This window comes from Variovorax sp. Varisp41 (genome assembly GCF_047325085.1).
Classification (GTDB): Bacteria; Pseudomonadota; Gammaproteobacteria; order Burkholderiales; family Burkholderiaceae_C; genus Variovorax.
This window is the reverse complement of sequence record NZ_CP168540.1, coordinates 2263318-2280277: the sequence shown is the minus strand read 5'-3', so window position 1 is coordinate 2280277 and position 16960 is coordinate 2263318. Positions and strand designations below refer to the sequence as shown.

17 protein-coding genes are annotated in these 16960 nt (G+C 70.2%); 12 read left to right on the top strand and 5 right to left on the bottom strand.

Annotation, left to right across the window (positions count from 1 at the left end):
* Position 1 precedes the first annotated feature (1 nt).
* From ACEN9J_RS10735 to ACEN9J_RS10695, 9 genes are all read left to right on the top strand, one after another.
* The gene (locus tag ACEN9J_RS10735; protein ID WP_413764024.1) at positions 2 to 1015 is read left to right on the top strand and encodes a LysR family transcriptional regulator; all 1014 of its coding nucleotides are present in this window, start codon (positions 2 to 4) and stop codon (positions 1013 to 1015) included.
* A gap of 80 nt (positions 1016 to 1095) precedes the next feature.
* Positions 1096 to 1455 carry a hypothetical protein gene (locus ACEN9J_RS10730; RefSeq protein ID WP_413764023.1) on the top strand — a complete coding sequence of 120 codons (360 nt, stop codon included), beginning with the start codon at positions 1096 to 1098 and terminating at the stop codon, positions 1453 to 1455.
* Positions 1456 to 1589: 134 nt separating this feature from the next.
* Entirely contained in the window at positions 1590 to 2234 is a 645-nt protein-coding gene (locus ACEN9J_RS10725) for an aspartyl/asparaginyl beta-hydroxylase domain-containing protein (protein WP_082321981.1), read from the top strand.
* A 3-nt stretch (positions 2235 to 2237) separates the two neighbouring features.
* Entirely contained in the window at positions 2238 to 4031 is a 1794-nt protein-coding gene (locus ACEN9J_RS10720) for a hypothetical protein (protein ID WP_413764022.1), read from the top strand.
* Positions 4028 to 5152 carry a hypothetical protein gene (locus tag ACEN9J_RS10715; protein WP_413764021.1) on the top strand — a complete coding sequence of 375 codons (1125 nt, stop codon included), beginning with the start codon at positions 4028 to 4030 and terminating at the stop codon, positions 5150 to 5152. Before ACEN9J_RS10720 ends, ACEN9J_RS10715 begins: the two co-directional genes overlap by 4 nt.
* A 9-nt stretch (positions 5153 to 5161) precedes the next feature.
* Positions 5162 to 5533, top strand: a complete 372-nt coding sequence (locus ACEN9J_RS10710) for a capsular biosynthesis protein (protein ID WP_413764020.1) — start codon at positions 5162 to 5164, stop codon at positions 5531 to 5533.
* Positions 5530 to 7086 carry a phosphotransferase gene (locus ACEN9J_RS10705; RefSeq protein WP_413764019.1) on the top strand — a complete coding sequence of 519 codons (1557 nt, stop codon included), beginning with the start codon at positions 5530 to 5532 and terminating at the stop codon, positions 7084 to 7086. Before ACEN9J_RS10710 ends, ACEN9J_RS10705 begins: the two co-directional genes overlap by 4 nt.
* A 3-nt stretch (positions 7087 to 7089) precedes the next feature.
* Positions 7090 to 7806 carry a glycosyltransferase family 2 protein gene (locus ACEN9J_RS10700; RefSeq protein WP_413764018.1) on the top strand — a complete coding sequence of 239 codons (717 nt, stop codon included), beginning with the start codon at positions 7090 to 7092 and terminating at the stop codon, positions 7804 to 7806.
* A gap of 70 nt (positions 7807 to 7876) precedes the next feature.
* Positions 7877 to 9553, top strand: coding sequence for a Mur ligase (locus tag ACEN9J_RS10695; RefSeq protein WP_413764017.1), 1677 nt, complete (start codon positions 7877 to 7879; stop codon positions 9551 to 9553).
* 1 nt (position 9554) lies between these two features.
* On the opposite strand, the gene ACEN9J_RS10690 is transcribed toward ACEN9J_RS10695, so the two are convergent.
* Positions 9555 to 10775: a polyhydroxyalkanoate depolymerase gene (locus tag ACEN9J_RS10690; RefSeq protein ID WP_057592441.1), complete on the bottom strand. Its 1221-nt coding sequence runs from the start codon at positions 10773 to 10775 to the stop codon at positions 9555 to 9557.
* A 131-nt stretch (positions 10776 to 10906) separates the two neighbouring features.
* On the opposite strand from ACEN9J_RS10690, the gene ACEN9J_RS10685 reads away from it, so the two are divergent.
* A complete protein-coding gene (locus tag ACEN9J_RS10685) occupies positions 10907 to 11563 on the top strand; it encodes a glutathione S-transferase (protein WP_057592442.1) in 657 nt (218 codons plus the stop codon).
* 1 nt (position 11564) lies between these two features.
* Here ACEN9J_RS10685 and ACEN9J_RS10680 read toward each other — a convergent pair whose 3' ends face one another.
* A complete protein-coding gene (locus tag ACEN9J_RS10680; RefSeq protein ID WP_093343200.1) occupies positions 11565 to 12392 on the bottom strand; it encodes a helix-turn-helix domain-containing protein in 828 nt (275 codons plus the stop codon).
* Positions 12393 to 12515: 123 nt separating this feature from the next.
* Between ACEN9J_RS10680 and ACEN9J_RS10675 the strand changes: the two genes are divergently transcribed.
* Together ACEN9J_RS10675 and ACEN9J_RS10670 are read left to right on the top strand one after the other, a co-directional pair.
* Positions 12516 to 13496: a Bug family tripartite tricarboxylate transporter substrate binding protein gene (locus ACEN9J_RS10675; RefSeq protein ID WP_413764559.1), complete on the top strand. Its 981-nt coding sequence runs from the start codon at positions 12516 to 12518 to the stop codon at positions 13494 to 13496.
* Positions 13497 to 13516: 20 nt separating this feature from the next.
* Positions 13517 to 14854: an aromatic ring-hydroxylating dioxygenase subunit alpha gene (locus ACEN9J_RS10670; RefSeq protein ID WP_057592444.1), complete on the top strand. Its 1338-nt coding sequence runs from the start codon at positions 13517 to 13519 to the stop codon at positions 14852 to 14854.
* On the opposite strand, the gene ACEN9J_RS10665 is transcribed toward ACEN9J_RS10670, so the two are convergent.
* The 3 genes from ACEN9J_RS10665 to ACEN9J_RS10655 are packed head-to-tail and all read right to left on the bottom strand — an operon-like array spanning position 14834 to position 16921.
* Positions 14834 to 15181, bottom strand: coding sequence for a DOPA 4,5-dioxygenase family protein (locus ACEN9J_RS10665; protein WP_261210471.1), 348 nt, complete (start codon positions 15179 to 15181; stop codon positions 14834 to 14836). The two genes, ACEN9J_RS10670 and ACEN9J_RS10665, sit on opposite strands and share 21 nt — an antisense overlap.
* A 28-nt stretch (positions 15182 to 15209) precedes the next feature.
* Positions 15210 to 15848, bottom strand: coding sequence for a DUF4166 domain-containing protein (locus ACEN9J_RS10660; RefSeq protein WP_413764016.1), 639 nt, complete (start codon positions 15846 to 15848; stop codon positions 15210 to 15212).
* A complete protein-coding gene (locus ACEN9J_RS10655; protein WP_413764015.1) occupies positions 15845 to 16921 on the bottom strand; it encodes an SRPBCC domain-containing protein in 1077 nt (358 codons plus the stop codon). The genes ACEN9J_RS10660 and ACEN9J_RS10655 overlap by 4 nt, the downstream gene beginning before the upstream one ends.
* Between the last annotated feature and the right edge of the window lie 39 nt (positions 16922 to 16960).

Genomic DNA, 16960 nt, shown 5'->3' with positions numbered 1-16960 from the left:
CATGGCCACCTCTTCGCGCGCTCCCAAGTCCCCGGCCGCACCCGAGCCGGCCGCGTCCTCGCTGCCGCTGCGTGCGCTCACGCTGCGCCAGCTGCAGTGCTTCTCGGTGCTGGTCGAGGAGGCGCACTTCGGCCGCGCGGCGCGGCGCCTCGCCATCACGCAGCCCGCGCTCAGCAACGCCATCAAGCAGATCGAGAAGCTGCTGGGCGCGCAACTGCTCACGCGCTCCACGCACCGCGTCGAGCTCACGCCGCTGGGCGCCGAGGTGCTGGCGCGCACCGACTTCCTGGTCCGCACGGTCGAGGTGGCGCTGCGCGACATCGAGAGCACGGTGCGGCGCGGCCGGGCCTTCGTGCGCATCGGCGTGATCCCCTCGGCCGCTGCGCGCGTGGCGGCGGCCGCCGCCGAGTTCGCGGCCATGCCGGGCCGTGGCGAGGTCGAGCTCGCATGGCGCGACGCACCCTCGACCACGCTGCTGGCGGAGTTGCGCAGCGGCCAGCTCGACATGGCGGTGGCCGCCATCACCGAGCCGCCGGGCGGGCTCGAATGCGTGGACCTGTTCCGCGACCCGCTGGTGCTGGTGGTGCGGCGCGACCATGCGCTGGCCGCGGCCGGCGAGACAGAGTGGGAACGCATCGGCCGCGAGCGGCTGGTGCTGTTCGAGAGCGGCAGCATGCCGGCGCTCGGCAATCCCGCGCGCGCGCAGTTCGCGCAGGGGCTCGAGCCCTTGCGCGTGAGCTATTCCGAAACCCTCTATGCGCTGGTGCGCGGCGGCCAGGCGCTGGGGCTGATGCCGCGGCTGTACACGGCCTCGCTGCGCGATCCCGAACTGGTCGTGCTGGCGCTGTCGAAGCCGCGCATCGAACGCCGCGTGGTGCTGGCCTATCTGCCGGGGCCGATGCGCAACGTGGCGGCGCAGGCGCTGATCGACTTCCTGCGCGAACGCCTGCCGCAGGCCGGCGAGTTGCCGGTGCGACGCGTCGCGAAAGGCGCGAGAAGCTACCGAAAACCGTAGTTCTCACTGCGCCAAACACCGTTGTAAAGGTGAACGAATTGTTTCCGAGGTGGAGTATCTGCCGCTAAGATTTGGCGGTCATGTCCCGCTCGCTCGTTGCGTTCGTCCTCGCGGTCCTTCTGTGCTGTCAGGCCGTGGTGGTGTTCGCGCAAATCCTCGTCGAGGCGGGCATGCACCGCGACCTCGTCGCGCAGACCCTGTGGTCCGATGCTTCGGCCTCCTCCGATGACTATCCGCGCGGTGCGGGCACGTCGGTGTCCGCCTCGGCGTCCGCCGACGACGCGGACCTCGGGCACGGTATCGAGGTCCTGTTCGAGGGCTACGCGATCGACCTGATGGCGCTGAGCAGCGTGCTGCCGCTGTCCTTCGCCTTCTTCTCCTCCTCGACCTTCTTCGCGCCGCCGAAGCGGCCGCCGCGCCTTTCCTCCTCCCTCGCCTAGGTCCGGCCTCGTGCTCGGACCGCGCTGCGCTTTGCCGTGCAGCGCCTGCGCAGCCATTGCGCATCGCCCGCCGCGCGCGGGCCGGCGCCATCGCTTGCGATGGCCATTCATCCAGGGAACCGAGGAGAGAGACCGTGAAGCAATCCAAGGACGTCATGTTCGCCCGGCTGGCGAACTTCAAGATCGACATCGACGCGCTGCGCGCGCATTTCCTCCACCACGTGAAGACGCTGCCGTCGACGCCCTACCGCGACAACCGCGTCGACTACATCGGCTGGGCCGTGACCAGCCGCGACGGCACGCTGATCGACGGCATCCGCCGCATCAACCCCAATGCCGCCATGCCCAGCCGCGGCACGCAGCCCACCGACGCCTGCTCGGGCAGCCTCGCCGAGGTGATGGACGCGCTGTCCGCGCGCGGCCTCAAGCCCTTTCGCGCGCGAATCATGCAACTCGAGAGCGAAGGCGACGAGATGCCGCTGCACACCGATGCCGTGCGCGAGGCCTGGCGCCTGCACGTGCCGATCATCACCAACCCCAACTGCTTCTTCGAATGGCAGCGCGCCGACGGCAGCATCGAGAGCGTGCACCTGCCCGCCGACGGCTCGGCCTGGCTGGTGCGCGTGGACGTGAACCACCGCGCCGTGAACCGCAGCAACCAGCCCTCGAGCCGCGCCCACCTGCTGATGAGCCTGGAGACGCCGCCGCCGATCGGCATGCTGACCACCCCCTGGCTGCCGGTGGTGCGCGAGGCCGAAACCGCGGCGCTGGCGGCCTGAGCGATGTGGCGGGAAGACGCTCCGCTCGAAGCGATCGCTTCCGAGGCCTGGACCTCGGTCGCCGACATGGAGGCCGCGCTGGCGGCCTTCGCGCGCGCGGACCAGCATGAGCTGAGCCTCTACCGGCTGCGCCGCGCCCTCGGCGAGGGCCATGCCTTCGAGAAGGAGATCGTGCTGCGCTACCACGAGGCGCTGGTGCTGTCGGGCAACGTCGCGGCGGCGCTCGAGCTGCGCGGCGGCGAGATCTGGGCGCGCCACTTTCCCGCCAAGGGCGAGATGGATGCGGGCGCGGTGCAGATGATCGCGGGCCAGATCGATGGCCATGCGGCCCGGCTGGCCCGGACCCTCGAGGCCTTTCCCTTCGCCTTCGCGAGCTTCCTCGCGGGCCTCAAGCGCCACCAGGGCGCGAGCTACCGCAGCCTGGCCGGCGTGGCGCGGCCGCTGTTCGAGCACCGGGAATTCGCCGAGCCGCGCGACCGCACCGCGCTGATGCTCGCGGTCGAGGGCTTCCGCGGCTATGGCGACGACCTGCGGCGCGAGATGCTGGTCGAACTGTTCCAGAGCTGCGACCACGAGACGCTGTGCCGCTTCTTCCAGAGCGTGCTGCCCGCGAACGGCGCGCTGCTGCGTGCTTTCGCGAACGACCTGCTGCAGGACGACAAGGGGCTGCGCGCGCTGAGCGACGCGGCGATCTGCCGGCTGCTGATCCTCGGCTATGGCCTGTTCGACGAGGCGCTGTACGAGCGCATCCTCGCGCAGGTGCGCCACCTGCCGCCGGCCGAGGGCGGCAAGCAGGCGAGGCAGGCGCGTGCCAGCGCGAGGATCGCGCGCGCCTTCGAGTCGGGCGCGGCACGCTCCGATGCAACCGCGCCGGCCACCGGCGCGCCGCTGCGCATCGCCGTGTGCGTATCGGGCCAGATGCGCGGCTATGCGGCCGCCTTCCAGACCTGGAAGCACCTGGGCCTGGACGGCCACCAGGTGAAGTACTTCGTCCATACCTGGGAGGACACGGGCTGGCGCTTCCCCGATCCGATGTCGGGCAACGGCGTGGACCGGATCTTCAAGTTCGCGCCCTTCGCCGAGGCCTACCGGCAGGCCGGTTTCCGCTACGGGCTGGCCGCGATGAAGAAGGCCTATCCGAACTTCTTCGCCAGGCTCGAGGTGTCGTCGACGCTCGGCGAAGCGGACCTGCGCGCGGTGTACGGCGCCGACGCGGTGGTGGCGATCGAGAGCCACCGGCGGCCCGAGTTCGAGAACGATACGAACAACCAGCTCAAGATGTTCTACAAGATCCAGGAGGCGCACCGCCTGATGCTGCAGGACGGTGGCGACTACGACCTGGTGATCCGCATCCGGCCCGACCGCGCCTTCCGCGCCGGCACGGCCGCGCCCGACTGGGCCGGCATGGCCGAGGCCTGCCGCCGCCAGCGCGTGCTGTTCTTCAACCACCTCGCGGTGACCAAGACGCTCTATGCCGGCGACCAGTTCGCGGTCGGTTCGCCCGAAGCCATGGGCTGCTATGCCAACACGCTGGGGCTGCAGACCCAGGCCATCCGCGAGAACTGGTTCGGCTTTCCGAAGCGGCTGCGTTCGCACTGTTCGCTCGCGCATGCGCTGCTGTTCCAGGGGGTGCGGCGGCGGCCGCTCGAAAACATCCATGCCGTCGAGGCCGTGCCCGCCGCCGCCTATGGCCGCGGCGAGCTGCGCGCGATGCTGGCGGCCGACCTGCCCGCGGGCCCGGCCAGCGAGATGGACCGGCTGCTGTGGAACGCCCTGGCCGGCGCGGCGCCGCGGTGACACGGGTGCGTCGCATGCAGGCCGTGCTGGCCCTGTCGATGCTGTGGGGCCTGTTCCTTGGCTTGCTGCCGGGCGCTGCGCGCGCGCAGGACCAGGCCGACCGCGAACCGGGCCTGCAGCAGGGGCCCGAAGGCGCGGGCTGCCGCATCTCGAAGAATGCGCACCGGCTGGCGCTGACGCAGCGCCACGAGTTCAACGGCATCCGCGTCTTCTATGCGCTCGACGGGCCGCATGCGCTCTACACCGGCGTCGACCTCAACGGCAACGGCGTGCCCGACATGGTCGAGGACGCCGCGCTGCACCTGGACACCGTGCGCCGCATCTACCTGGCCAACGGTTTTCGCGATCCGCTGCGCAGCCCGCGCTTCCGGCAGGCCGAGACCATCGACATCGACCTGCTGAACTTCGATGCCTACAGCCCCGGCGTCGCGGACAAGCGCGGGCTTTCGTTCTCGGCCGTGATCCGCTACCCCGACAGCCGCGCGCGCGCCGACCGCTGCACGCTCTCGATCGCCATCAATGCCGCGCTCGCGGGCAACCACGAGCGGGTGAAGGACTACCTGATCCCGCACGAGCTGTTCCACCTGTTCCAGTACGGCCATGCGATGTTCCGCGCCAGCTGGTACCTCGAGGGCATGGCGAAGTGGGCCGAGTGGGTGACGCTGGCCGAGAACCGGCGCAACCCCACCTTGTGGAGCACGCCGCTGCCGGCGACGCCGGCCGAACTGCGCGCGCGCGTGTTCGCCAATCCCAATCCCTACGACGTGCGGCATTTCTGGAACCGGCTGGCCGAGCTGGCGAAGGCCGGCGAGCCGCCGATGGCGCTGCCCGACGAATTGCGCGCGCGCCGCTTCGCCGATGGAACGCCCGTGGTGCGCGACGAGATATGGCGCGGCCATGCGCTGATGCTGCGCATCCTGCAGGCACTCGGCGAGGAGACCGAGGCCGTGGCGCGCGAGCGCGGCCTGCCGCCCTACCAATGGCCCGATGCCGACCAGCGAGACCCGGCGCACAACCCGCGAATGATGCGAGTGGTGCAACGCGCGGTGGCCGCCGCCGGCGTGCGCAACAACGACGAACTCTCGCGCTTCCTGGCCATCGACCCGGCCGCCGCGAACTAGGAGCCCTGTTTGAAACGCCTGATCTTCGACCTGGACCACACGCTGTGCGTGGTGGAACGGAAGGACTACCCCAATGCCCGCCCGCGCGAGGACATGATCGAGCGGCTGCGCAGCTACCGCGAGCAGGGCTTCGCGATCTCGATCTACACCAGTCGCAACGTCAACAGCTTCGGCGGCAACGTCGGCCGCATCAACGCCCACACGCTGCCGATCATCATCGACTGGCTGGCCCGCCACGACGTGCCCTACGACGAGATCCACGTCGGCAAGCCCTGGTGCGGCGAGGAGGGCTTCTACGTCGACGACCGCGCGATCCGTCCCTCGGAATTCCTCAAGTACAGCCGCGAGGAGATCGACCGGCTGCTGGAGCAAGAGAAGTGATCGTCGTCACCTCGGCGGCCTACGTCGACTCCGAGCTGCAGTCGGAGTTCGGCCGCCTGCCGCCGGCCTTCCTGCCGGTGGCCAACCACCGGCTGTTCGTGCACCAGGCCGCGCTGCTGGCAAGGCACTTCCCGGGCGAGCCCATCTACCTCTCGCTGCCCGAGAGCCATGCCGTCTCGCACCGCGACGCGCAGGCGCTGGAAGCGCACGCGATCCAGGTGCTGCGCGTGCCCGACGGGCTCACGCTGGCCGACTCGCTGCTGTTCTCGATCAACACCGTGGGCCGCTACGACGACGGTATGCGGCTGCTGCTGGGCGACACGCTGATCAACGACCTGCCGACGGGCTGGGACTGCCTGAGCGTGGCCGAGTCGGCCGACGACTACGACTGGCAGGTGGACCACGGCACGGAGACCGCGGTGCGCGTGTGGTGCGGCTACTTCGCGTTCCAGTCGGTCAGCCGGCTCGCCAAATGCCTGGTGGCCGCGCGCGGTTCGTTCGAGCGCGCGGTCTCGGCCTACGACGAGGCCTGCTACCTGCAGCGCGTGCAGACCGCGCAGTGGTCGGACTTCGGCCACGTCAACACCTTCTACCGCTCGCGCGCGCGCATCACCACGCAGCGCGCCTTCAACGACCTCGCCATCGGCGACCGGCGCGTGCGCAAGACCGGCAGCCAGCCGCGCAAGCTCGAGGCCGAGGCACGCTGGTTCGACGCGCTGCCGCCGCGGCTGCGCGTGTATGCGCCGCAGCTGCTTGACCGCGGCGCGGTCGAGGAGGGCTACGGCTACGAGCTCGAGTACCTGTGCATGGCGCCGCTCAACGAGCTCTACGTGCACGGCCGCAACTCCACCGCCTTCTGGTCGCGCGTGTTCAGGCACCTGGCCGACTGGCTCTCGGCCTGCCAGACGGCGGTGCCGCTCGGCGAGCGCGAGCACCAGGCGGTGGCGCAGGACAGCCGCGGCATGCTGGGCGACAAGACGCGCGCGCGGCTCGATGCCTACGCCACGGCGAGCGGGACGAGCCTGTCGTTGCCCACGCGGCTCAACGGGCGCGCGCTGCCCTCGCTGGCCGAGATCCTCGAGCGCTGCCTCGAGGCCGCGGCGCGCGTGCCGCTGGTGCCGGGCGTGATGCACGGCGACCTGTGCTTCAGCAACATCCTGTTCGACACCCGCTCGGACTGCATCAAGCTGATCGATCCGCGCGGCCTCAATTTCCGCGACGAGCCGCGGCTCGTCGGCGACCTGCGCTACGACCTCGCGAAGCTCGCGCACTCGGTGCTGGGGCTGTACGACTACATCGTGGCCGATGCCTTCGAGATCGACGACGGGACGGGGCTGGATTTCCGCCTGCGCATCCATGCCGACGAGGACGTGGCCGCGATCCAGAAGCTGTTCGCGGCGCTGCCGCTGCTCAACGGCATGACCGCGCGCCATGTGGCGCCGATCACGGTGCTGTTGTTCCTGTCGATGCTGCCGCTGCACCAGGACGCGCCGCGTCGCCAGCGCGCGATGCTGGCCAATGCGTTGCGCCTTTACGAACAGATGGAGCACTGAGGGATGTTCGTGATTCCGATGATGGGCCAGAGCCGCCGTTTCACCGAGGCCGGCTACACGTTGCCCAAGTACCGGCTGCCGCTGCGCGGGCGCACGGTGTTCTTCCATGTGGTGAAGTCCTTCGAGCGCTACTTCCAGGACGACCTGTTCCTGTTCGTGGTGCGGCGCGACCACGACGTGGTCGAGTTCCTGGTGCGCGAACTCAAGGCGCTGGGCGTCAAGTCCTTCCACATCGTCGAGCTCGACGGCGACACGCTGGGGCAGGCCGACTCGGTGCACCGCGGGCTGCAGGCGCTGCGCAGCGACGAAGCGGTCTACGTCTTCAACATCGACACCATCCGGCCCGGTTTCCGCAAGTCGGCGCTGGCCGATGGCGCCGCCGGCTACCTCGAGGTGTTCGAAGGCGAGGGCGAGCACTGGTCCTTCGTCGAACCCGGGCCCGATCGCACGGTGCTGCGCACCACCGAGAAGGAACGGATCTCCAACCTGTGCAGCGACGGCCTCTACCACTTCGCCGACGCGCGCGTCTTCGACGAGGCCTTCGAGCACCAGCAGCGCCACCAGCTGCTGACGCGCGGCGAGTACTACATCGCGCCTTGCTACAACGCGCTGATCGAGCGCGGCGCGCGCGTGGCCTACGAACTGATCGGCGCCGAGCAGATCGTCTTCTGCGGCACGCCGCGGGAGTACGAAGCGGCGGTTGCCCGGCCCTGGGAATGACACTCGGACGAGGGACAATGCGCGCAGCCATCGCATCGCCAGCCGATGGAAGCCATGTGAGGAATCTTCGATGAGTCTGGGTGAACTGCTCGCGTGCGCGAAGCCCGCGGTGGCCGCGACGTGGGCCGAGTGCATGGAGGCGTCGGCGCCCGAGGGCGCGGGCGTGCTGTTCCTGTCGGCCTGCAACGGCAAGGAGCGCGCCCACGTAGTGACGGTGCGCGGCAGGAACTTCGAGGAGGTGTGGCGCCGCGGCGCGCAACTGCTGCAGACCTGGCTGCGCAAGCAGAGCACGGCGCCGATCTGGCTGCGCGCGGACGTGGTCCACACGGTGCAGGCGATGCACTGGAAGGGACTGCAGCAGGCGCTCTCTACCACCAAGCGCAACTACTTCCGCAGCGGCATCGCCTTCGACGCCGACCTGTCGGTGGCCATGCTCGAGCAGGACATCGGTGCCCACGCCGTGCTCTACGACGGCAAGTTCGACGAGGCCACGCCCAACGCGGCGAACCTCCGGCTGTTCGGCCAGCACCGCTACGGCCGCGAGCTGAGCTGGCCCACCGATCCGCAGCAGCCGGTGTGGGTGTTCGACACGCGCGCCGTGTTCACCGACGGCAAGGAGGCGCACCGCATCGAGCACGAAGGCGTGGGCCGCGGCTATCGCCGGCTGCCGGCCTGGGACGCGCCGCGCGTGCGCCAGATCGTCGAGACCAGCACCGCCTACCTCGCGCGCCAGGTCAAGAGCGCGGGCGCCTACCACTACGGCTGGTTTCCCTGCTTCGACCGCGCCATTCCCACCTACAACGCGCTGCGCCACGCGAGCTCGACCTATGCGCTGATCGAGGGCTGGGAGCTGACGCGCAAGCCCGAGCACAAGGCGGCGATCGACCGCGCGCTGGGCCACCTGACGGGCGAGCTGATCCGGCCCGCCACCTTGCCCGATGGGGCGCGGGCCGCGTTCCTGGTCGACATCGAGGACGAGATCAAGCTCGGCGGCAATGCCGTGTGCCTGCTCGCGATGGTCAAGTACACCGAGCTCACGGGCGAGCAGGCCTACCTGCCGCTGATGGAGCAGCTCGCGCTCGGCATCCTGCACATGCAGGACCCGGCGAGCGGCCGCTTCGTGCACGTGCTCCACCATCCCGACCTGCGCGTGAAGGAAGAGAATCGCATCATCTACTACGATGGCGAGGCCGCCTTCGGACTGATGCGCCTCTACGGCCTGACGCGCGACGAGCGCTGGCTGCGCGCGGTGGAGAAGGCCTTCGCGCACTTCATCGAGGCGCGCCACTGGGAGGCGCACGACCACTGGCTCAGCTACTGCGTCAACGAGCTCACGCTGTACCGGCCGGAAGAGCGCTACTTCCGCTTCGGCCTGGACAACGTGCGCGACCACCTCGAGTTCGTGCTCAATCGCATCACCACCTTCCCGACCCTGCTCGAGCTGATGATGGCGGCGCAGAAGATGGTGACGCGGCTGCGGGCCGACCCCGCGCATGCGCACCTGCTCGAGGGCTTCGACATCGAGAAGTTCTACCGCGCGCTCGAGCAGCGCGCGCGCTACCTGCTCACGGGGCACTTCTGGCCCGAGCTCGCGATGTTCTTCCGCAATCCGCAGCGCATCGTGGGCAGCTTCTTCATCCGCCACCACAGCTTTCGCGTGCGCATCGACGACGTGGAGCACTACCTCTCGGGATACGTGGCGTACTGGAAATACCTGGAGGCGGGAGGGCGGCCGGCGCAGCCGTAGTTCAGTGCAGCTCGGCCGCCGCGTGGATGGTCTCGCGCACGCGCGGATAGATCTGTGCGTTCCACTTGCTGCCGCTGAACACGCCGTAGTGCCCCACGCCGGCCTGCAGGTGGTGGGCCTTGAGGTAGGGCCGCACGCCGGTGCAGAGGTCCTGCGCCGCCACGGTCTGGCCCACGGCGCAGATGTCGTCGCGCTCGCCCTCGACCGTGAGCAGCGCGGTGCGGCGGATCGCGGCCGGGTTCACGGTGCGGTCGCCCACGGTGAGCTGGCCGCGCGGCAGGTCGTAGGTCTGGAACACGCGCTCCACGGTCTCGAGGTAGAACTCCGCGGGCAGGTCGTTGACCGCCAGGTACTCGTCGTAGAAGTTGCCGATGGTGCGGGCCTTCTCGAGCTCGCCCTCGACCAGGTGGCGGTACATGTCCTCGAACTGCTTCTTGTGGCGCTCGGGGTTCATGCTCATGAAGGCCGCGAGCTGCAGGAAGCCCGGGTACACGCGCCGCATCGCGCCCGCATGCGGCCAGGGCACGTGACTGATGAGGTTGCGGCGGAACCAGTCGATGGGCCGGTCGGTGGCGAGGCGGTTCACCGCGGTCGGGTTGATGCGGCAGTCGACCGGCCCGGCCATCAGCGTGAGGCTGCGCGGGGTGGCGGGGTTGTCGTCCTCGGCCATGAGCGCGGTGGCGGCCAGCGCGGCCACGCAGGGCTGGCACACCGCGACCATGTGGACGCCGGGGCCGACGGCCTCGAGGAAGGCCATGAGCTGCAGCGTGTAGTCGTCGAGGCCGAAGCGGCCCTGCCACAGCGGCACGTCGCGCGCGTTGTGCCAGTCGGTCAGGTAGACGTCGTGGTCGCGCAGCAGGGTGCGCACGGTTTCGCGCAGCAGGGTGGCGAAATGGCCCGACAACGGTGCAACCAGCAGCACGGGCGGGTGCGTGGGATGGTCGCCGTCCTTCCTGAAATGCAGCAGGGTGCCGAAGGGCGCGCTCAGCGCCACCTCCTCGTGCACCGCGACCTCGTCGCCGTCGACCGGCACGCTGGCGATGCCGTAGGGCGGCCGGCTGTGGGTGAGCCGCATGCGCGAGAACACCTCGCACTGCGCCGCCAGCCGCCGCTGCATGGTGCGCTCGCTGCCGTCCTGCCAGAGCGCGCGCGCCATGTACTGGGAGGCGAGCCGCAGCGGGGAGAGCAGGTCGGCCTGGTTCTGGTAGACGCGGTAGAGCATGGTTGTGGTGCGTTGCAGTGCCAGAGGCAAGTTGCGGGCCAAGGCCGGGCGCACCGGGATGGAACGGGTGGCACAGGGCTTGCACGTCTCAGGCCACCGGCGGCGCTTGCCGGCACCAAGGAGCACACCCGATGGCCAAACCCGTTCTCACCATCAGCAGCAAGAACTACGGCGCCTGGTCGCTGCGCGGCTGGCTGATGTGCAGGCTGGCGGGCCTGGACTTCAGCGAGAAGATCATCCCGCCCGACGACCCGGCCATGAAGGCCGAGATGCTGCTGCTGTCGTCCTCGATGCTGGTGCCCTCGCTGCAGCATGGCTCGGTGAAGGTGTGGGACACGCTGGCGATCGGCGAGTACCTCAACGAGATCAAGCCCAAGGCCGGCCTGCTGCCCGCCGACGTGGCGGCCCGCGCCCACTGCCGCGCGATCTGCGGCGAGATGCATTCGGGCTTCGCGGCCATGCGCGGCGCGCTGCCGATGAACATCAAGGCCCGGTTCAAGAACTTCAAGGTGTGGTCGCGCGCGCAGGCCGACATCGACCGCATCGTGGCGATCTGGCGCGAATGCCTCAAGGCCTACGGCGGCCCCTACCTGTTCGGCGAGCAGCCGGGCATCGCCGACGCGATGTACGCGCCCGTGGTCACCCGCTTCCTGAGCTACGACGTGGCGCTCGACAGCGCCTGCACGGCCTACTGCAAGCGCGTGATGGAACTGCCCGCGATGAAGGAGTGGGTGGCGGCGGCGAAGCAGGAGCCCGACGAGATCGACGAGCTCGACGCGGAGTTCTGATTCAGCCCGGGGGCGGCGCCGGCTCGAAGCCGGCCTGCCGCAGCTTGCGCTCGATGCCCTGCGCGGCCGCCTGCAGGTCGGCCAGGTGCTGCGCCACCATCTCGCGCTCGCTGCGCACCGCGGGCAGCCAGGCGCAGCTGATGCAGCCGACCACGCGTTCGTCGAGCCGCACCGGCACCGAGATGGCGCCGAAGCGGTCGGGCGAATCCATGCTGGTGGCGGTGGGGTCGCGCGACACGTAGCCCTGGGCGCGCGCGTTCGCCACCATGCGGCGCACGTTCTCGGGCCGCCGCGCGTCGCGGTCGACCTGGTGCGGTGAACGCGCGAGCGCCGCGAGAAGCTGGCGCCGTTCGTCCTCGGGGCAGAAGGCGAGGTAGCAGCGCCCGAGCGATGACATCAGCATCGGCGGGCGAAAGCCCAGCACCCGGTAGTTCACGGCCAGCCCGTTGATCGGGCGGTGCGCGTCGAGGATCAGCATCGCGCTGCCGTCGCGCACGCCGAGGTCGGTGGGCCAGGGCACCTTGCGCTGCAGCGTGGCGCGCGGTTGCGCCGCCAGCGCCGACAGCCGCGCGCGCCACTCGACGAGCGGGCCCGGGGCACCGGCGGCCGAGGTCGGCACGTAGCGCTTCTCGAGTTCGTTGCGCTCCACCCAGCCGGCCTGCTGCAGCGTCTTGAGGATGCGCAGCAGCGTGGCCTTCGACAGCCCGGTCTGGCGGCTGAGTTCCGACAGCGTGGCGGCCGAGGAGCGCTGGATCGCGAGCATCACCTCGAGCCCGCGGCGCAGCGCGTCGATGGATTTCACGCCCTGCGCGCCCTGGGTGTCCGACATGCCGCGGCCTTCCGAAGTGGTTCACTCAGTGAAACTATATCTTGGGGCCCCGCGCCCGGCTTCCTACATTGCACTGGCCCCGATCCCGTGGCTCCACGCACAGGCAAGAAAGGAAAGCCCATGATGAATCCACTCCGGCGCCGGACGATGGCGGCCGCGACGCTGTTCTCGGCGCTGAGCGCGTTCGCCGCCACCGCCGAGACCTGGCCCGCGCGGCCGATCACCATCGTCGTGGCCTACCCGGCCGGCGGCGACACCGACGCCATCGCGCGCACCTATGCCGAGAAGCTGTCGCAGCGCGTCGGTCAGCCGGTGCTGATCGACAACCGGCCCGGCGCGAGCGGCATGATCGGCAACGCCTGGGTGGCGAAGGCGCCGGCCGACGGCTACACGCTGCTGTTCACGCCCAGCACCTTCCCGATCGCGCAGCACGTGCTCAAGGCCGGTCCCGGCGTGGCGCACGACGTGGTCAGGGACTTCACGCCGATCGTGAAGACCGGCGACATTCCGCTGCTGCTGGTGACGGCGCCCTCGACCGGCCTGCAGAGCGCGACCCAGCTCGTGGCGGCCGCGAAGGCCGGGCGCGCGCTGACCTACGGCACGCCCGGCGCGGGCTCGCCGATGCACATCGCGGGCGAGCTGTTCAACCGCGACGCCGGCATCGCGCTCGTGCATGCGCCCTATCGCGGCGTGGCGCCGGTGGTCAACGACGCCCTGGGCGGCCATGTGAGCGTGGGCTGGATCACGCCCGGTGCCGTGGCCAGCCACATCGCGGCCGGCAAGCTGCTGCCGCTCGCGGTGGCGCAGCGCCAGCGCGCGGCCCTGCTGCCCACGGTGCCCACGCTGTACGAGCTCGGCTGGCGCGACGTGGACCTGAACGCCTGGATGGGCCTGCTCGGGCCGCGGGCGATGCCCGAGGCGATCGTGCAGGCGCTCAACGCGCACTTCAACGAGATCCTCCGCATGCCCGAGGTGCAGGCGCGCATGGCCACGCTGGGCATCGAGCCGGTGGGCGGCGCACCCGCCGTGCTGGCGCGGCAGATCGCGCAGGACGACCAGCGGTTCGGCCGGCTCGTGCGCGAGTTCGGCATCCGTGCGGATTGACCAGGAAACAGGAGACGACGATGTTGAGCGAAGAGAAGAACCGCCTGCTGACCGAAGTGGGCCCCGGCACGCCGATGGGCGACTACCTGCGCCGCTACTGGCACCCGGTCGCCGGTGCGAGCGAGTTCGACGCGCAGGCGGTCAAGCCGCTGCGCATCCTCGGCGAGGACCTGGTGCTCTACAAGGACCTCGGCGGCCGCTACGGGCTGGTCGACCGGCGCTGCCCGCACCGCAATGCCGACATGGCCTACGGCTACGTCGAGCAGTGCGGGCTGCGCTGCAGCTACCACGGCTGGCAGTACGACGCGGGCGGGCAGTGCGTGCACCAGCCCTTCGAGGAGACGCTGGATCCGGGCGCGCGCATGCGCCGCAACACGCGGATCAAGGCCTACCCGGTGCAGGAGAAGGCCGGCCTGCTGTGGGCCTACATGGGGCCGCAGCCCGCGCCGCTGCTGCCCGACTGGGAGCTGTTCAACTGCGCCAACGGCTTCGCGCAGGCGGTGTTCGCCGAGATCCCGTGCAACTGGTTCCAGTGCCAGGAGAACTCGATCGACCCGGTGCACTTCGAGTGGACGCACAACAACTGGACCACGCGACTGCAGGGCGAGGAAGGCCCGTACGTGCCCACGCACCTGAAGCTCGCGTTCGAGGAGTTCGAGCACGGCTTCGTCTACCGGCGGCTGCGCGGCGGCGAGCGCGAGGACAACCCGATGTGGACCGAGGGGCGCGTCACGCTGTGGCCCAACGGCTTCTTCCTCGGCCATCACTTCGAATGGCGCGTGCCGATCGACGACCACCACACGCTGAGCGTGCTGTGGGTGCTGAGCCGCGTGCCGACCGAGCAGGAGCCCTATGTGCAGGAACGCATTCCGTCGTGGTACGGGCCCACCCGCGATCCGGTCACGGGCCGCTGGATCACCAGCCACGTCGCCAACCAGGACTTCGCCGTCTGGGTGGGGCAGGGTGCCGTCACCGACCGCACGCGCGAGAAGCTCGGCCAGAGCGACAAGGGCATCGTGATGATGCGGCGCCGCTTCTTCGAGGAACTGGAGGCGATGCAGGCCGACCCGGCGCACGAGCCCAAGGGGCTGATCCGCGATCCGCGGAAGAACCGCGACGTGTTCCTGCCCTCGGCCTGTCGCGAGGAGATGGCCAAGGGCCTGCCGCGCCGGGAGCTCGCGGCGCATCCCTTGCTCGGCCCCTATCTCAAGGATTTCTTCGGCCAGGCCGGGCAGCCCGAGGCGGTGCGCGCGGCCTACGAGCAGGCGATCGGGCAGAAGGTGGAGGGTGCGCGCTTCTTCAAGGTGCACGGCGCGGCGGAGGACGCGCCGTCCCGGTCAGTGCCGGAACATCCTTAGGTCGAGCGCGCTCTCGTTGCCCAGCCACATCGCGTGGTCGGTGTGGTCGGCGAGGTCGTTGCCGGTCACGCCGTGCACGAACACGTCGAGGCCGTCGCGGTGGCTGTCGAGCCAGCCGATGACCGCGTCGAACTCGGCCGCGTCGAAGGCGAGCTGGCAGCTCCAGTGCGGATGCGGGCCGACCGGGCGCTCGTGCACCCGGCCCACCACTACCATCAGCTCGCGGCCCGCCTGCTCGCACAGCGCGCGGGCCCGGGCCACGGTGGCGGGGCCGAAATAGACGTGGGCGTGGTACTGCGGGTAGAGGTTCTCGGGGCGGCGCGGCATGGTGGGGCGATTGTGGCGCCGGCGCGGATCACCTGTCGTTGGGAAGGTCGTCGGGCAGGCGGAAGCTGCCGCTGTAGCGGAACACGTCGCCGAACCAGCGGTGGCGCAGCAGCATCCGCATGCTGAAGGCGTCGGGGTCGCGCGGGTCGGGCCGTTCCTCGACGTAGGCCGTGCCCAGCAGCAGGCCCAGCGGCAGCGGGATGCGCAGGCGGCCCAAGCGCCAGACGTAGCCGCGGTCGCGGAACACCAGCGCACCGTCCTCGGCGCTCACCGCCAGGCGCATGCCGATGCCGAAGCGCACGTACTCGATCACCAGCGCGCCGTCGGCCGCGTCGTGCTCCATGTGCGAGCGGAAGTGGAAGGGCGCGCGGCCCGCGAAGCGGAAGATGCGGTCCCAGTAGAGGTGCGGGTCGTCGGGCCGGCAGCGGTAGTGGACCTCGATCGGCACCTCGCGCCCGGTGTAGGGCACGAGGGCGCCGAACAGCCGGCCGAAGGGCATCAGCAGCGCGGCCCAGGGCGCATGGTGGACCTCGTGCATGGTGCCGCGCACGCAGACGTGGTCGTTCGAATGCGGCGCCATGGCGTAGTGGCGGCGGATCGCGTCGCCCAGCCGGTCCCAGGCGGGGCCGAGCGCTTGCTGGAAGACCGGGCGGGTGTCGTGGCTCATGGGCGGATCATGGGGCCGGTGTGCGCATCGGCGGTCGCCGTGGCTTCGCTGCGGGCCTTGTAGAAGCGCAGGATGTGCTCGGAGAAATCGCCGAGCAGGAACTGCGCGAGGCGGTCCGCGTACCAGTTGAAGCGGGTGCTGACGCGCCACGAGACGTCGAGCCGCAGCTCGGTGCCGCCGTCGCGCGGCACGAGCGTGTAGCCCGACTCGCGCAGGTCGAAGTAGTGGCCGCCGATCATCACGTGGTCGTCGAGCGCGCCGGCCGGGAAGGAGTCGGGCGCGAAGCGGTAGCGCCAGCGCACGTGGCGCGCCGGTTCCCACTCGGTGACCAGCTCCTCGAAATGCACCTGCTTCTGCCAGCGCACCATGCGCACGCGGCCCTCGGGCGTCTCCTGGGTCACGCCCGACACCGGCATCGGCACGCCGATGCGGTAGGCCCAGGCATCGCCGAGCTCCTCGGGGCGGATCGCGCCCGCGTTGTTGATCTCGTGCCACACGCGCTCGGGCGGTGCCGCGATGAACAGGGTGCGCGCGGTGGACGAGAGGCGCTCGGGGTTCGGGAACTGCGGCTCGATCGCGCCCAGCACCAATGGCAGCACCGCGAAGCTGTAGAGCGCGGGCTTCGGCCAGTTCGTGACGCGGCAGACCAGCCCCATCGCGAAGCCGCCGAGGCTGCCCATGACGGCGAACACCGGCACGACCACGATCGCGCAGATCAGTCCCTCGATGAAGACGAACAGCGTACCCAGCACGAACAGCGCGGTCGACAGCCAGGGCGCGACCAGGTAGTAGGTCCAGCTGCGGCGCTCGATGCGCTCGGCGACGTAGATCGTGACCGCGCCGCACAGCGCGGGTGCGAGGAAGATGAAGGTGCCCAGCATCGCCGAGTAGCCGTGGCCCGGCGCGCCGCTGAACGCGAGCCGCAGCACGAAGGCGATCGCCGCGCCGGCGAGCATCGGCCAGAACCAGCGAAAGGGCAGGCGGCGCTTCGGCGGATCCCCGGCGGGAGGTGCGGGGCCATCGATCGGAGCCAGTCCGGAGAACCGGGTGTCGTCGTCGGGTTCGTTGCGCATCGGGATCCTTCTCCTCTTCGGTGTGTGTGCGGGTGCGGG

What these genes read in the sequence shown, in the direction of transcription:
- ACEN9J_RS10655 (WP_413764015.1), bottom strand. Translation starts at nt 16,921, where the DNA reads ATGCGCAACGAACCCGACGACGACACCCGGTTCTCCGGACTGGCTCCG.
- ACEN9J_RS10695 (WP_413764017.1), top strand. Translation starts at nt 7,877, where the DNA reads ATGAGTCTGGGTGAACTGCTCGCGTGCGCGAAGCCCGCGGTGGCCGCG.
- ACEN9J_RS10660 (WP_413764016.1), bottom strand. Translation starts at nt 15,848, where the DNA reads ATGAGCCACGACACCCGCCCGGTCTTCCAGCAAGCGCTCGGCCCCGCC.
- ACEN9J_RS10720 (WP_413764022.1), top strand. Translation starts at nt 2,238, where the DNA reads ATGTGGCGGGAAGACGCTCCGCTCGAAGCGATCGCTTCCGAGGCCTGG.
- ACEN9J_RS10685 (WP_057592442.1), top strand. Translation starts at nt 10,907, where the DNA reads ATGGCCAAACCCGTTCTCACCATCAGCAGCAAGAACTACGGCGCCTGG.
- ACEN9J_RS10680 (WP_093343200.1), bottom strand. Translation starts at nt 12,392, where the DNA reads ATGTCGGACACCCAGGGCGCGCAGGGCGTGAAATCCATCGACGCGCTG.
- ACEN9J_RS10690 (WP_057592441.1), bottom strand. Translation starts at nt 10,775, where the DNA reads ATGCTCTACCGCGTCTACCAGAACCAGGCCGACCTGCTCTCCCCGCTG.
- ACEN9J_RS10665 (WP_261210471.1), bottom strand. Translation starts at nt 15,181, where the DNA reads ATGCCGCGCCGCCCCGAGAACCTCTACCCGCAGTACCACGCCCACGTC.
- ACEN9J_RS10735 (WP_413764024.1), top strand. Translation starts at nt 2, where the DNA reads ATGGCCACCTCTTCGCGCGCTCCCAAGTCCCCGGCCGCACCCGAGCCG.
- ACEN9J_RS10730 (WP_413764023.1), top strand. Translation starts at nt 1,096, where the DNA reads ATGTCCCGCTCGCTCGTTGCGTTCGTCCTCGCGGTCCTTCTGTGCTGT.
- ACEN9J_RS10700 (WP_413764018.1), top strand. Translation starts at nt 7,090, where the DNA reads ATGTTCGTGATTCCGATGATGGGCCAGAGCCGCCGTTTCACCGAGGCC.
- ACEN9J_RS10675 (WP_413764559.1), top strand. Translation starts at nt 12,516, where the DNA reads ATGAATCCACTCCGGCGCCGGACGATGGCGGCCGCGACGCTGTTCTCG.
- ACEN9J_RS10670 (WP_057592444.1), top strand. Translation starts at nt 13,517, where the DNA reads ATGTTGAGCGAAGAGAAGAACCGCCTGCTGACCGAAGTGGGCCCCGGC.